Here is a 14,672-nt window from a genome sequence, read left to right on the forward strand (position 1 = left end):
CGCGCCCCCTGTCTGGAGGACCACCCCATGGGCCGTTATCTGTTGAGACGGCTGCTCCAACTCATCCCGGTCTTCATCGGAACGACGTTCCTGATCTACTGGCTGGTCTGGTCGGTGCCCGGCGACCCATTCGCCGGCAAGTGCGGCGAACGCGCCTGCCCGGACGCCTACGTCAACATGATGACCGAGAAGTTCAAGCTGGATCAGTCCATTTGGGTGCAGTACGGCAACTACATGCAGAACCTGTTCCGGGGCGACTTCGGGCAGACGTTCGGCGGCCGGGAGATCGGCGACATCATCGCCACGTCGTACCCGAACACCTTGAAGCTGGCCCTGGTGGCCCTCGTCATCGAGGCGGTCATCGGCCTCACCGCGGGTGTGCTGACCGGCCTGCGCCGTAACGGCTTCCTGGACAACCTGGTCCTGGTCTCCAGCCTCTTCCTGATCGCGCTACCGATCTTCGTCATCGGCTTCGTGCTCCAGTGGGTGCTCGGCGTGCAGTGGGGCGTCATCAAGCCCACCGTCTCCAGCGAGATGCGCATCTCGGAGCTGATCGTGCCCGGCTTCGTGCTGGGTAGCGCCTCGATGGCGTACATCGCCCGGGTCGCCCGGACGAGCATCGCGGAGAACCGGCGCGCCGACTACGTCCGCACCGCGATCGCCAAGGGCCTGCCGATGCGGCGGGTGGTCGGGGTGCACCTGCTGCGCAACTCCCTCATCCCGGTGGTCACCCTGCTCGGCACCGACCTCGGTGCCCTGATGGGCGGCGCGATCGTGACCGAGGGCATCTTCCAGATCAACGGGATCGGTCGCCAGGTCTTCCGCGCGATCGTCACCAAGGAGAGCGCTACGGTTGTCTCCATCGTGGTGGTCCTGGTGCTGGTCTACCTGGTCATGAACCTCGTGGTGGACCTGCTCTACGCCGCCCTGGACCCGAGGATCCGCTATGAGTGAGCGCAGCGAACGAAACCTGGTCATTGCAGCGTGCCCGGGCACCCACGCCCGGGTCGAGCGGAGCGAGGTGCCGGCATGAGCGACCCCAGTGCCGCGTCGATCGTCAGTACGCCCCCGGCCACCGCGCCGACCGAGCTGGGCGCGCCCACCAACGCGGGCCAGCCGGAGAACGCCCGCAAGGAGAAGCCGCGCGGCCTGCTCGGCGACGCCTGGCTCATCCTGCGTCGCAAGCCGCTGTTCTGGATCTCCGCGACGTTCATCGTCATCTTCCTGGTGATGACCGCCTTCCCGTCGCTGTTCAGCTCCGGTGACCCGGCGAACGGCGACCTGAAGAACAGCCTCGTCGGCCCGTCGTCGGAAGCCTGGTTCGGCTACGACTTCCAGGGGCGCGACGTCTACGCCCGGGTGATCTACGGCGCCCGCGCCTCCATCGTGGTCTCCGTGCTCTCGGTGCTCGGCGTGCTGCTGATCGGTGGCGCGATGGGCATCATGGCCGGCTACCGGGGCGGCTGGGTGGACGCCCTGCTCTCCCGCGTCGCCGACGTCTTCTTCGGCCTGCCCTTCGTGCTGGGCGCCATCGTCATCCTGACCACCTTCAACGGGTCGGGCACGAGCAACAGCAAGGCCGAGATCATGGCCCTGGTGAGCATGTCCCTGGTCGTGCTGGGCTGGCCGGTCGTGATGCGGCTGATGCGCTCCTCGGTGCTGGCCACCAAGGAGGCCGACTACATCGTCGCCGCCCGGGCGCTGGGTGCCGGCACCGGCCGGATCATCCTCAAGCACCTGCTGCCGAACAGCCTCGCGCCGCTGCTGGTCTACGGGACGATCCTGGTCGGTTCGTTCATCGGCGCCGAGGCGACGCTCTCCTTCCTGGGCGTCGGCCTGAAGAGCCCGGTGGTCTCCTGGGGCATCATGATCAACGAGGCCCAGTCCCTCATCCGGGTCGCGCCGTACCTGCTCTTCTTCCCGGCCGCCTTCCTCGTCACCGCCGTGCTGAGCTTCGTGGTGCTCGGTGAGACGGTCCGCGAGGCCCTCGATCCGAAACTCCGCTAGGGGCGATTCAGTTGTCCGACATTCTCGTGTCCGAGCAGTCCGCGGCGGGTACCTCCGGTCGCCCCTCCGGCCGTCTGCTCGAGGTCGACGACCTCCGCGTGGAGTTCCGCACCCGGGACGGCGTCGCGAAGGTCATCAACGGGGTCACGTACCACGTCGACGCGGGGGAGACCCTCGCCGTGCTCGGCGAATCCGGCTCCGGCAAGAGCGTCACCGCGCAGACCATCATGGGCATCCTGGACACGCCGCCCGGTTTCGTCACCGGCGGCCAGGTCCGCTTCCACGGCAAGGACATGCTGAAGATGTCCTTCGAGGAGCGTCGCCGCATCCGCGGTGAGGGGATCGCCATGATCTTCCAGGACGCGCTCTCCGCGCTCAACCCGGTTTTCACCGTCGGCTTCCAGATCGCCGAGCAGTTCCGGGTGCGGCGCGGCATGAGCCGTGCCGACGCCAAGAAGCGCGCGATCGAGATGCTCGACCAGGTCAAGATCCCGAACGCCAAGGGCCGGTTCAGCAACTACCCGCACCAGTTCTCGGGTGGCATGCGGCAGCGCGCCATGATCGCGATGTCGCTGGCCCTGGACCCGGAGGTGCTGATCGCGGACGAGCCGACCACCGCGCTGGACGTGACGGTGCAGGCCCAGATCATGGACCTGCTCGCCGAGCTCCAGCGGGAGCGGCAGATGGGCATGATCCTGATCACCCACGACCTCGGTGTGGTCGCCGACGTCGCGGACCGGATCGCGGTCATGTACGCGGGGCGCATCGTCGAGGAAGCCAACGTGTACGACCTGTACGCCAAGCCGGCGCACCCGTACACGATCGGTCTGATCAACTCGATTCCCCGGCTGGACGAGAAGGGGCAGCAGCTCCGGACCATCAAGGGCCTCCCGCCGAACCTGATGAACATCCCGCCGGGCTGCCCGTTCAACCCGCGCTGCCCCATGGCGCAGCCGGTCTGCCGGGAGAAGATCCCGCCGCTGCTGCAGGTGGGTGCCGGCCGGGCCAGCGCCTGCCACTTCGCCGAGGAGCTGGTGAACCGTGACTGAGAAGATCCTCGAGGTCCGTGACCTGGTCAAGCACTACCCGGTGACCAGGGGTGTGGTCTTCAAGAAGACCATCGGCCAGGTCAAGGCGGTGGACGGGGTCTCCTTCGACCTCAGGGCCGGCGAGACCCTGGGTGTGGTCGGCGAGTCCGGCTGCGGCAAGTCGACCCTGGCCCGGGTCCTGATGAACCTGGAGCGGCCGACCTCCGGCAGCGTGCTCTACAAGGGCCAGGACATCTCCAAGCTCTCCGGCGGGGCGCTGCGGCGGCTGCGCCGGCAGATCCAGCTGGTGATGCAGGACCCGTACACCTCGCTGAACCCGCGGATGACGGTCGGCGACCTCATCGGCGAGCCGTTCGAGATCCACCCGGAGGTGGCGCCGAAGGGCAGCCGCCGGGGCAAGGTGAAGGAACTGCTCGACCTGGTGGGCCTGAACCCGGAGCACATCAACCGGTACCCGCACCAGTTCTCCGGCGGTCAGCGGCAGCGCATCGGCATCGCCCGGGCGCTCGCCCTGCGGCCCGAGATCATCGTCTGCGACGAGCCGGTGTCGGCCCTGGACGTGTCGATCCAGGCGCAGGTGATGAACCTGCTGGAGCAGCTCCAGGGCGAGTTCGGCCTGTCGTACGTGTTCATCGCGCACGACCTGTCGGTGGTCCGGCACCTGTCGGACCGGGTCGCGGTGATGTACCTCGGGAAGATCGTGGAGATCGGCACCGAGGACGAGATCTACGAGCGGCCGACCCACCCGTACACCCAGGCGCTGCTGTCGGCGGTGCCGGTGCCGGACCCGACCGTCCGCGAGAACAAGGCGATCATCCGCCTCACCGGTGACGTGCCGTCGCCGGTCAGCCCGCCCTCGGGCTGCCGGTTCCGGACCCGCTGCTGGAAGGCGCAGGACGTCTGCGCCGAGCAGGTCCCGCTGCTGGAGATCCGGTCGGGCTCGGACCACCCGAGCGCCTGCCACTTCGCCGAGAAGCGGGAGATCGTGCAGACGCACGAGGTGTGACACCCACGGGACCGCCTGCCGACGTCACCGCGACGACGGCAGGCGGTCCCGTCGTTTCCGGGGCGGGCGCGGCGGCCGGCGGCCAGGACGCGACCACCGCGCCGCACGGCCCGCCCGCCGCGCCGCCCCCGTACGCCTCACAGGGGGCCGCGGCCGGCGCGGAGCAGCAGCAGCGCGAGCTGCGTGCCGTCGGCGCCGAGGGCGACTCGGAAACGCTCCAGGATCTCCCGTTCCCGGGAGAGCACGAGCCGGGTGCCGCCGGAGGCCATCCGGGTCGCCCCGACCTCCTGAGAGAGGCGGGCCCGCTCCTGCCACAGCTCGATGAGCGCCCGGTCGATCTCGTCGATCCGTTCCCGGATCTCCACGATCCGGGCGGCCGCGCCCGGCTCCGCGGTGCCGGTGCGCGCCTCCGGCTTCGCGTCGTCGGCGCCGCCCGCCGCGTCGACCTGGCCGGATGCCCCCGGGTCGGGCCGGCCCGCCCCGGGCCGCGTCAGGCTGCCGTTGGACTCCACCACGTCTGTCATCATCGGGTACCCCTCGTCGTCAGGTGCCGGGTGCCCGGATCCCGGGACGGAAAAGCCCCGGGCTCCAGGAGCCCGGGGCTTTTCGTAGGTCTGTTGATCAGGCGCGACCCACGGCTGCCGGACTCCCGGTGCCGTAGTAAAAGTAGAAGCGCTGCCCGAACACGTCGTCGAGTATGCCGACCCAGGGCCGGCGCGCGCAAGGATTCGGCCGGACACGTGGCCGGCGGCACGGTCCCGGCGCCGTCGGCGACGCCGGGACCGTGCCCGGTCAGCCGAGGCGGGTGATGCGGTCGGCCGGCCCGGGGGCGACCGGCTCGCCGGCACCCAGGTACGCGATCAGCGCGTCGACGTCGAAGCCGGGGGCCGTGGTGCGGCCGGTGCCGGCGCGCAGCTCGGTGAAGCCGTCCCCGCCGTTGGCCAGGAAGTCGTTCGTGGTGACCCGGTAGCTGGCCGCCGGGTCGACCGGCACGCCGTCGAGCGCCAGGGCGCTCACCCGCGAGCCCGCCGGGGCGGTGGTGTCGTAGGAGTAGGTCAGCCCGGCGGAGACCTGGAGGATGCGCTGGGTGGTCTGCCCGTTGAAGCCGACGAACTGCTGCTCCAGCACGTTGCGTAGCTGGGCGCCGGTGAGGGTCTGGGTGACCACCAGGTTGTTGAACGGCTGGACGGTGAACGCCTCGCCGTACGTGATCTCACCCGGCGCCTCGCCGCCGGCGGAGGCGGCGTACGGCAGCGACGCCCGGATGCCGCCCGGGTTCATCAGCGCGATCTGCGCCCCGGCCGACCGGGTGTACGCGAGCTGCGCGTCGGCGATCACGTCACCGAGCGGGCTCTCGCCGTTGGGGCGGGCGTCGCGGACGACGTCGGCCGACACCCGTCCCACCACCCGGTTGGCGATGGGCGCCACGGCCGTCCGGTACTTGTCGGCCAGCGCCTTGGCGGCCGGGTCCACCAGGTCGGGGTTGCGCACGTACGTGCCCGGCGCGCTCTGCTGCCAGGTGCCGTCCGGGTTGCGGACGCCGTTCTCGACGACCACGTTGCGGGCGGAGATGCCGGTGAACCGGCCGGTGCGCCGGTCCAGCGAGTAGTCCACGTCGGTGATCAGCTGGCCGTTGTTGCCGGCGCTGGTGACGACGCTCTGCGCGCCGGAGGAGTTCGGCAGGGAGCAGGAGTAGAAGCGGTGCGTGTGGCCGGAGACGACCAGCCCGAACTCCGGCCGCAGGCCGCGGACGATGTCCACGATCGGGCCCGAGAAGTTCGCGCAGTCCGAGACGCCCGGGGTGGCCGGCGGCGGCGACTGCGCGCCGCCCTCGTGCACCAGCAGCACCATCGCCTTGACGCCGAAGAGCTTGAGCAGCCCGCCCCACTTGTTGGCGGTCGCCACCTCGTCGGTGAACCGCACCGAGGCGATGCCGGCCGGGTTGACGATGTCCGGGGTGCCCTCCAGGGTCACGCCGACGAAGCCGACCGGCACGCCGCCGACGAACTTCACGTCGACCGGGGGCAGGATCGGCAGCCCGGTCTTCCTGCTGACGGTGTTGGCGGCGAGGTACGTGAACTTCGCGCCGGCGAAGCCGTCCCCGTCCTGGCAGCCGTCGACCGGGTGGCAGCCGCCCTTGTTGATCCGGATCAGCTCGTCGACGCCCTCGTCGAACTCGTGGTTGCCGACCGAGCTGACCTCCAGCCCGATCTCGTCCATCAGCTCGATGGTCGGCTCGTCGTGGAAGGCGGCGCTGACCAGCGGGGTGGCGCCGATCAGGTCGCCGGCCCCGACGGTGGTGGTGACCCGCCCCTCGGCGGCGGCCTCGGCGCGCAGCCGCTTCAGCCAGGTGGCGAGGTACTCCACCCCGCCGGCCGGGGTGCCGTTGACCACCGCGCCGTTGCCGCCGGGCGGGTCGATGGCGCCGTGGAAGTCGTTGTAGCTGAGGAAGTTGCCCTTGACCTCCCCGCCCGTGGGGGTGGCGTAGGAGACCGAGACGGGGGCGAGGGCGGCCCACGGGTCGTCGGCGGGGGCCGGGGCGGGCCGGGAAGCGGTGGGCAGCGTGGCGACGACGGCCAACGCGAGGGCGGGCGCGGCGAGGTGACGCAGCGCCGCCCGACCGCGCGAACGCGGCTGAGTCATGGTCGTTCTCCCAGTCGTGTGCGGGGGAAGGAGCCGGATTTCACCGTCATCGTTCTGTACCCGGGCCGGCGGCACCAGATGGGACAGGGTGACATCTTCGTCTCAACCTGGCCCGCCCCGCCGGGTCCGCCTGGCCCGCCCCGCCGGATCCTCCTGGCCGCCCTGCCGGATCCGCCTGGCCCGCCGCGCCGGATCGGCCCGCCCGGTCGCTCGGGCGGTCGCTCGGGCGGGTCCGGGCCCTCGGCGCGGCCGGTCCGCCGATGACGGCTCGGTCGCGCCGGGGTCCACGCGGCGGGGAAGTGTCCGGCCGGCGGCATAGACTCGCCGTGCGATGCATCCTCTCTTCGACATCCCCGTGTCCCCGCCCGCGCCGGCGCCTGCCCCGACCCCGCCGCACCGGCCGGGGTCCGCCGCCGCCCGCCTCGACCCGCAGGCCCTGGTCGAGGGCCTCAACGGGCCGCAGCGCGACGCCGTCACCCACGCCGGCTCGCCGCTGCTGATCGTGGCCGGCGCCGGTTCGGGCAAGACCCGGGTGCTCACCCACCGGATCGCCTACCTGCTGGCCGCCCGGGACGTGCACCCCGGCGAGATCATCGCGATCACCTTCACCAACAAGGCCGCCGGCGAGATGAAGGAGCGCGTCGCGCACCTCGTCGGCCCGCGTGCCCGGCTGATGTGGGTGTCGACGTTCCACTCCGCGTGCGTGCGCATCCTGCGCGCCGAGCACGAGCACGCCGGGCTGAAGTCGACCTTCTCGATCTACGACGCGGACGACTCCCGCCGGCTGATGCAGATGGTCGCCCGGGAGCTCGACCTCGACCCGAAGCGCTACCCGGCGCGCGGGCTCGCCGCCCAGGTCTCCAACCTGAAGAACGAGCTGGTCGACCCGGAGGAGTTCGCCGGCCGCGCCAAGGGCCCCAACGAGCGGGCGCTGGCGGAGGCCTACACGCTCTACCAGCGGCGGCTGCGCGAGGCGCACGCGCTCGACTTCGACGACCTGATCATGACGACGGTGCACCTGCTCCAGTCCCACCCGCACGTCGCGGAGAGCTACCGCCGACGGTTCCGGCACGTGCTGGTCGACGAATACCAGGACACCAACCACGCCCAGTACGTGCTGATCAAGGAGCTGGTCTCGGGCACGGAGGGGGTCGAGCCGGCGGAGCTGTGCGTGGTCGGCGACGCCGACCAGTCCATCTACGCGTTCCGCGGCGCGACGATCCGCAACATCCTGGAGTTCGAGCGCGACTTCAGCGACGCCCGCACGATCCTGCTGGAGCAGAACTACCGCTCGACCCAGACCATTCTCAACGCCGCCAACGCCGTGATCGACCGCAACACCTCGCGCAAGCCGAAGCGGCTGTGGAGCGAGGCGGGCGCCGGCGAGCGGATCGTCGGCTACGTGGCGGACACCGAGCACGCCGAGGCCGACTGGGTGGCCCGGGAGATCGACCGGCTGGTCGACGCCGACGAGACCCGCCCCGGTGACGTGGCCGTCTTCTACCGCACCAACGCCCAGTCCCGGGTCTTCGAGGAGGTGTTCATCCGGGTCGGCCTGCCCTACAAGGTGGTCGGCGGGGTGCGCTTCTACGAGCGCAAGGAGGTCCGCGACGCGCTGGCCTACCTGCGCGCGGTGGTCAACGACGACGACACGGTCAGCCTCCGCCGGATCCTCAACACCCCCCGACGGGGCATCGGCGACCGCGCCGAGGCGTGCGTGGAGGCCCTGTCCAGCCGGGACCGGATCTCCTTCGGCGCGGCGCTGCGGCGGGCGAAGGACGCGCCGGGCATCTCCACCCGGGCGGCCAACGGCATCGCGGACTTCGTCGACCTGCTCGACGGCGCCCGCGAGCTGGCCGAGACCGGCACCCCGGAGGAGGTGCTGGAGGCGCTGCTGACCCGCTCGGGTTACCTCACCGAGCTGGAGGAGAGCCTCGACCCGCAGGACGCCGGTCGGGTCGACAACCTCCAGGAGTTGGTCAGCGTCGCCCGGGAGTACACGGAGCGGATCGAGGCGACCGGCGAGGAGGGGGAGCGGGCCACCGTGGCCGGCTTCCTGGAGCAGGTCGCGCTGGTCGCCGACGCCGACCAGGTGCCGACCGACGACCCGGACCACCAGGGTGTGGTCACCCTGATGACGCTGCACACCGCCAAGGGGCTGGAGTTCCCGGTCGTCTTCCTGACCGGCCTGGAGGACGGCGTCTTCCCGCATCTGCGCTCGCTCGGCGACACCCGGGAGCTGGAGGAGGAGCGCCGGCTGGCGTACGTGGGCATCACCCGGGCCCGCCAGCGCCTCTACCTCTCCCGGGCGGTGACCCGCTCGGCGTGGGGGCAGCCGTCCTACAACCCGCCGTCCCGGTTCCTGGAGGAGCTGCCGCCGGAGCTGGTCCGCTGGGAGCGCACCGAGGGGTCGTACACCTCGTGGGCCGGCGGGGGCGGTGGCGTCGGGGGCCGCGCGGACCGTGTGCCCGGCGGGCGCGGCGGCTTCAACGGCGGCACCCCCAAGGCCGCCCAGTTGGCGAAGCGGCTCGGCGTCGACGCCAGCCGGCTGACCACGGCGAGCGAGCTGCCGCAGGGGCCGAAGGTGTCCGCCGGCGACCGGGTCAACCACCAGCGCTACGGCCTGGGGCGGGTGCTCGCGGTGGAGGGGCACGGCCCGGGCGCCCGGGCGCAGATCGACTTCGGCGACCAGACGATGTGGCTGGTGCTGCGGCACGCGCCGATCGACAAGCTCTGAGACGGCCACGGCCCGGCCCGGCGGCGCGCCGGACCGGGCCGTCCCGGTCGGGTACGGGTCAGCAGGCCACGTCGATGCCCCGGGCGCGCAGGAACGGCGCCGGGTCGATCTGGTTCCACATCTGGCCCTGGTGGACCTCGAAGTGCAGGTGCGGCCCGGTCGAGTCGCCGGTGGAGCCCTCCAGGCCGATGGTCTCGCCGGCGCCCACCTTGTCGCCCACGCCCACCTTGGCGGTGCTGAGGTGGGCGTAGTGGGTCAGGTAGCCGTTGCCGTGGTCGACGACGACGGAGATGCCGTACCCGTCGCCGACGTCGCCGGCCTTGGTGACCGTGCCGCCGAAGGCGGCGCGGACCGGGGTGCCGGCGGGCAGCGCGAAGTCGATGCCGGCGTGCAGGGTGCCCCAGCGCGGGCCGTAGCAGGAGGTGATCGCGGCGCCCTTCATCGGGACGACCCAGCTCGGCTTCGGCTTGCTGGTCTTCTTCGGCGTCGGCTTGGCGGTGGTCGCCTTCGGGCTGGGCTTCGCCGACGGGCTGGCCGTCGTGGGGCTCGGCGTCGGGCTGGCCGGGGCGGCCGACTCGCGCGCGGACCGGTCGGCGCGGTCGGCAGCCTCGGCGCGGGCCTGCGCGTCGAGGGAGACGGCGGCCGGGACGGAGGGCTCGTCGTTGCCGGTGGCCGCGAAGGCGGCGCCGCCGAGACCGAGGCCGACCAGGGCCGCCGCGGCGACGATCACTCGGGTGCGGCCGCCGGCCCGCAGCCGGTGCCGGGCGGGGGCGTCGGGGGTGTTCTCGTTCTGAATGTCTTCCTGCACGGCGGACCTTCGCTGATCGAGGGGGCACTTGACCTCGAAATACTGGTGTCGGCGGGGTCGGCAGCGGGTAGGGGGATCGGGTCGGGACGGAGCGACGGTGGCCGGTGCCGTCCGTTAACTCCCAATTTGGGGCTTTGATAGCGATAAGTGATCATGGTCGGCCGTGGCGCCGGTCACACCCGCGCCTGTGACCCGGTAGACTTTCGCCTGTCGCCGGCCGACGAAAAACCGCCCGGATCGACAGATCCGGGCGGTCAACGGTCGGTACGTGGCGTCAGGAGGCGGCTACTTCGCCGTTAGAATGCCTCGGTTTGTAGCTTGATGTCCACGTTGCGCTCCTGGAGCCACGGCACCGGGTCGAGCGGCTCGCCCTTGACATGCACCTCCAGGTGCAGGTGGGAGCCGTAGGAGTGGCCGGTGTTGCCGACCAGGCCGAGCTGGTCGCCCGCCTTGACCTGCTGCCCCTCCTGCACGCTCAGCGCGGAGGAGTGGCCGTAGATCGCCTCGCTGCCGTCGGCGTGCTGGACGATCACGGTGTAGCCGTAGCCGCCGAACCAACCGGCCTTCGTGACCGTGCCGGCGTGGATGGCGACGTAGGGCGTGCCCTCGGCGGCGACCAGGTCGATGCCGGTGTGCAGCTTGCCCCAGCGCATGCCGTAGGGGGTGTTGAACTCGTAGTCCTGGAGGGGGAGCCGACAGACCTCGGTCTCGGCGGTCTCCTTGGCCCCGGCGCGGTCGCTGTCGCGAGAGGCGCGGTCGGCGGAGTCGGCGCGGGCCGCGGCGTCCTGGTTGACGGTCGAGGCGGCCTTGAGCTCGTCGAGGACCGACGGGCTGACGCTCTTGGCGTCCGGCATGGCTCCCGCGCCGAGAGCGACGATGCCGGCCCCGACGAACGCGGTGGTGACGACGGCGGCGTAGCGGCTACGCGGGGGGGTGGGTACGCGGCGGCGACCGCGATATCGATCGGGCTCAGACGACAGGCGCTGGCGCACGCACACCCTCCGTTGTCGGGGATCCGATGCGGCTTCCTCGACGCTCGTGAAGCTCCGATGAACGTCGGCTGGCCGCGTCGTCACCCGTCCGTGGACCTGATGACAACCGTGGACACGTTAGCCAACCACCAGGCCCGTCACAAGCCGAAGCGCCGAATTGCTACTGCGTTCTGTCCCTTTGCGTCCGTGATTGTCATGCCTCGTTCCCGTCGAACGGCGCCCCCGTAACTGCCCGTTCGTCGCGCAGCGTGACCGAACGGCGGAGTCGTCCGGCTTGACGGCGGTGATCATCTACGGCAGGCGTACCGTCTGCGGCGGCAGCCTCCCCGGGTGTCGCCGGCCGGTGTGCCGTGCGCTTCGCCGCCCGGATTTCCCGGGCCGGGCGGGGCGGGTTACCGTTCGTTCAGGTGAAGCCGCGGAGCCGGTGAAAGGGATGCGCAGATGAGCTCTCGTGTTCGGGTCGTCGTCGCCAAGCCGGGCCTGGACGGCCACGACCGTGGCGCCAAGGTCGTCGCGCGTGCCCTCCGGGACGCCGGTATGGAGGTCATCTACACCGGCCTGCACCAGACCCCGGAGCAGATCGTGGAGACCGCGATCCAGGAGGACGCCGACGCGGTCGGCCTCTCCGTGCTGTCCGGGGCGCACATGACGCTCTTCCGGCGGGTGGTGGAGCTGCTCGGCGAGCGGGACGCCCGCGACATCGTCGTCTTCGGCGGCGGCATCATTCCCGACGCGGACATCCCCGAGTTGCAGAAGCTTGGCGTTGCCAAGATCTTCACGCCGGGCGCCACCACCGCCTCGATCGTGGAGTGGGTCCGGGAGAACGTCGCGCAGCCGGTCGCCTGACTGTCGGTCGGCATCCCGCCAGAGGGCGAGGATGCGCTGTTCGCGGACTCAGGCGGTCGACGGGTCACGGACGACTCGGGCCGGTCGACGGCTGACGTCGGACAGGGGGAGGGGCCGGACGCACCCCTCACACGTCCGGCCCCTCTATGCACGATGCCCCGCCGCCACCCCTCGACCGACAGGGCATCGGCCGTCTCCCGTCGCCGCGCTGCATCAGCGCTCCGACACCTGACTCAACGACGCCCCCGCGGAGGGGTTACGCAGCCCGGACAACATCGTCCGGACGGCTGACGTCGGGGGCCGAAGTCGCGGAAAGGCCGCGCGACGCCGCCGGCTGTGCATTACCGCACACCGCGCACCCGCTCGGTTGCGGCCGGTGTCCACCTCGCTAGGCTGCGCCCAATGGCCTGTTTCAACTGATGACAGGCGTCAAACTGTTTTCCATAACGCTGGTGGCGGCGCGACGGCGCGCCGCGGAGACGGGACGGGACGCGCAAACGTGGACCTGTACGAGTACCAGGGGCGGGACCTGTTCGAGCGGCACGGCTTGCCCGTGCTCGCCGGCGGCGTCGCCACGACCCCGGAGGAGGCCCGCGCGATCGCCGAACGCCTCGGCGGTCGGGTGGTCGTCAAGGCGCAGGTGAAGGTCGGCGGCCGGGGCAAGGCCGGTGGCGTGAAGCTGGCCGAGGGCGCGGATGAGACGGTGGCCCGGGCCACCGACATCCTCGGCATGGACATCAAGGGTCACACGGTCCACAAGGTCATGATCACCGTGACCGCGGACGTGGCCGAGGAGTACTACTTCTCCTACCTGCTCGACCGGGCGAACCGCACCTTCCTCTGCATCGCCAGCGTCGCGGGCGGCATGGACATCGAGCAGGTCGCCGCCGACACCCCGGAGAAGGTCGTCAAGGCCCCGATCGACGCCAACACCGGCGTCGACGAGGCGAAGGCGCGCGAGATCGTCGCCGCCGCCGGCTTCCCGGCCGAGGTCGCCGACCAGGTCGTCGAGGTCGCCGTGGGCCTCTGGAAGGCCTTCGTCGCCGAGGACGCCACGCTGGTCGAGGTGAACCCGCTGGCCAAGACCGGCGAGGGCAAGCTGCTGCTGCTCGACGCCAAGATCACCCTGGACGAGAACGCCGGCTTCCGGCACCCGGACCACGAGGCGCTCGTCGACCAGGCCGCGGTGGACCCGCTGGAGCAGGCCGCCAAGGAGAAGGACCTCAACTACGTCAAGCTCGACGGTGAGGTCGGCATCATCGGCAACGGCGCGGGCCTGGTCATGTCGACCCTCGACGTGGTCGCGTACGCCGGCGAGCGGCACGGCGGCGTCAAGCCGGCCAACTTCCTCGACATCGGCGGCGGCGCGAGCGCCGCGGTGATGGCGAACGGGCTGGAGATCGTCCTGTCCGACCCGTCGGTGAAGAGCGTCTTCGTCAACGTCTTCGGCGGCATCACCGCCTGCGACGAGGTCGCCAACGGCATCGTGCAGGCGCTGGCCCTGCTCGAGCAGCGCGGCGAGAAGGTCACCAAGCCGCTGGTCGTCCGCCTCGACGGCAACAACGCCGAGGCCGGCCGGGCGATCCTCGACGGCGCGAACAACCCGCTGGTCCAGCGGGTGGACACGATGGATGGCGCGGCCGAGCGGGCCGCCGAGCTGGCGGCTGCGGGGGTCTGACAATGGCTATCTGGCTGACCAAGGACTCGAAGGTCATCGTCCAGGGGATGACCGGTTCCGAGGGTTCCAAGCACACCCGGCGGATGCTCGCCGCGGGCACCAACGTCGTCGGTGGCGTCAACCCGCGCAAGGCGGGCCAGACCGTCGACTTCGACGGCACCGAGCTGCCGGTCTTCGCCAGCGCCGCGGACGCGATGGCGCAGACCGGTGCCGACGTGACCGTGATCTTCGTTCCGCCGCAGTTCACCAAGGGCGCGGTCGTCGAGGCGATCGACGCCGGGATCGACCTGGCCGTGGTGATCACCGAGGGCGTGCCGGTGCACGACACCGCCGCGTTCTGGGCGTACAACGTGGCCAAGGGCGAGCGGACCCGGATCATCGGGCCGAACTGCCCGGGCATCGCCTCGCCGGGCGCCTCCAACGCCGGGATCATCCCGGCCGACATCACCGGCACCGGCCGCATCGGCCTGGTCAGCAAGAGCGGCACCCTGACCTACCAGATGATGTACGAGCTGCGCGACATCGGCTTCTCGACCTGCGTCGGCATCGGCGGTGACCCGATCATCGGCACCACCCACATCGACGCGCTGGCCGCGTTCGAGGCCGACCCGGACACCGACGCGATCGTCATGATCGGTGAGATCGGCGGCGACGCCGAGGAGCGGGCCGCCGAGTTCATCAAGGCGAACGTGACCAAGCCGGTGGTCGGCTACATCGCCGGCTTCACCGCGCCTCCCGGCAAGACCATGGGGCACGCCGGCGCGATCATCTCCGGCTCCGCCGGCACGGCCGAGGCCAAGAAGAGCGCGCTGGAGGCCGTCGGCGTCAAGGTCGGCAAGACGCCGACCGAGACCGCCAAGCTGATGCGGGAGATCATGTCCGCCGGCTGATCCAGGCTGGCGTACG

At 71.2% G+C, this 14,672-nt stretch carries 12 protein-coding genes; 8 read left to right on the forward strand and 4 right to left on the reverse strand.

Annotated elements, in window-relative coordinates:
• Positions 1-27 precede the first annotated feature (27 nt).
• The 4 genes from ACGFZ2_RS05875 (at position 28) to ACGFZ2_RS05890 (ending at position 4,062) form a co-directional block, all read left to right on the forward strand.
• Positions 28-954 (forward strand): ABC transporter permease, encoded by a 927-nt coding sequence (locus ACGFZ2_RS05875; protein WP_357455435.1) that lies wholly within the window; start codon positions 28-30, stop codon positions 952-954.
• A 75-nt stretch (positions 955-1,029) separates the two neighbouring features.
• The gene (locus tag ACGFZ2_RS05880) at positions 1,030-2,007 is read left to right on the forward strand and encodes an ABC transporter permease (RefSeq protein ID WP_350704004.1); all 978 of its coding nucleotides are present in this window, start codon (positions 1,030-1,032) and stop codon (positions 2,005-2,007) included.
• 26 nt (positions 2,008-2,033) lie between these two features.
• Complete coding sequence (locus tag ACGFZ2_RS05885; RefSeq protein ID WP_393261696.1) at positions 2,034-3,056, forward strand: ABC transporter ATP-binding protein; 1,023 nt, start codon at positions 2,034-2,036, stop codon at positions 3,054-3,056.
• The gene (locus ACGFZ2_RS05890) at positions 3,049-4,062 is read left to right on the forward strand and encodes an ABC transporter ATP-binding protein (protein WP_393450629.1); all 1,014 of its coding nucleotides are present in this window, start codon (positions 3,049-3,051) and stop codon (positions 4,060-4,062) included. The genes ACGFZ2_RS05885 and ACGFZ2_RS05890 overlap by 8 nt, the downstream gene beginning before the upstream one ends.
• Before the next feature lie 137 nt (positions 4,063-4,199).
• Here ACGFZ2_RS05890 and ACGFZ2_RS05895 read toward each other — a convergent pair whose 3' ends face one another.
• Together ACGFZ2_RS05895 and ACGFZ2_RS05900 are read right to left on the reverse strand one after the other, a co-directional pair.
• Positions 4,200-4,589 (reverse strand): chorismate mutase, encoded by a 390-nt coding sequence (locus tag ACGFZ2_RS05895; protein WP_393261478.1) that lies wholly within the window; start codon positions 4,587-4,589, stop codon positions 4,200-4,202.
• Positions 4,590-4,854: 265 nt separating this feature from the next.
• On the reverse strand, positions 4,855-6,705 hold the full coding sequence (locus tag ACGFZ2_RS05900) for a bifunctional metallophosphatase/5'-nucleotidase (RefSeq protein ID WP_393261475.1): 1,851 nt from the start codon (positions 6,703-6,705) through the stop codon (positions 4,855-4,857).
• 331 nt (positions 6,706-7,036) lie between these two features.
• Here ACGFZ2_RS05900 and pcrA point away from each other — a divergent pair, with 331 nt between their 5' ends.
• Positions 7,037-9,442 (forward strand): DNA helicase PcrA, encoded by a 2,406-nt coding sequence (gene pcrA, locus ACGFZ2_RS05905; RefSeq protein ID WP_393261472.1) that lies wholly within the window; start codon positions 7,037-7,039, stop codon positions 9,440-9,442.
• A 58-nt stretch (positions 9,443-9,500) separates the two neighbouring features.
• Here the strand turns inward: pcrA and ACGFZ2_RS05910 are convergent, their stop codons facing one another.
• Positions 9,501-10,250, reverse strand: coding sequence for a M23 family metallopeptidase (locus ACGFZ2_RS05910; protein ID WP_393261469.1), 750 nt, complete (start codon positions 10,248-10,250; stop codon positions 9,501-9,503).
• Between the two features lie 296 nt (positions 10,251-10,546).
• Positions 10,547-11,242, reverse strand: coding sequence for a M23 family metallopeptidase (locus tag ACGFZ2_RS05915; RefSeq protein ID WP_393261466.1), 696 nt, complete (start codon positions 11,240-11,242; stop codon positions 10,547-10,549).
• 441 nt (positions 11,243-11,683) lie between these two features.
• Here ACGFZ2_RS05915 and ACGFZ2_RS05920 point away from each other — a divergent pair, with 441 nt between their 5' ends.
• The 3 genes from ACGFZ2_RS05920 (at position 11,684) to sucD (ending at position 14,656) form a co-directional block, all read left to right on the forward strand.
• Positions 11,684-12,088: a cobalamin B12-binding domain-containing protein gene (locus ACGFZ2_RS05920; RefSeq protein WP_350684229.1), complete on the forward strand. Its 405-nt coding sequence runs from the start codon at positions 11,684-11,686 to the stop codon at positions 12,086-12,088.
• Positions 12,089-12,587: 499 nt separating this feature from the next.
• On the forward strand, positions 12,588-13,766 hold the full coding sequence (gene sucC, locus ACGFZ2_RS05925) for an ADP-forming succinate--CoA ligase subunit beta (protein ID WP_350684228.1): 1,179 nt from the start codon (positions 12,588-12,590) through the stop codon (positions 13,764-13,766).
• A 2-nt stretch (positions 13,767-13,768) separates the two neighbouring features.
• The gene (gene sucD / locus ACGFZ2_RS05930; protein ID WP_393450632.1) at positions 13,769-14,656 is read left to right on the forward strand and encodes a succinate--CoA ligase subunit alpha; all 888 of its coding nucleotides are present in this window, start codon (positions 13,769-13,771) and stop codon (positions 14,654-14,656) included.
• Positions 14,657-14,672 lie beyond the last annotated feature (16 nt).

Origin of the sequence: Micromonospora sp. NPDC048063, from assembly GCF_043202855.1 — a bacterium.
Taxonomy (GTDB): Bacteria; Actinomycetota; Actinomycetes; order Mycobacteriales; family Micromonosporaceae; genus Micromonospora.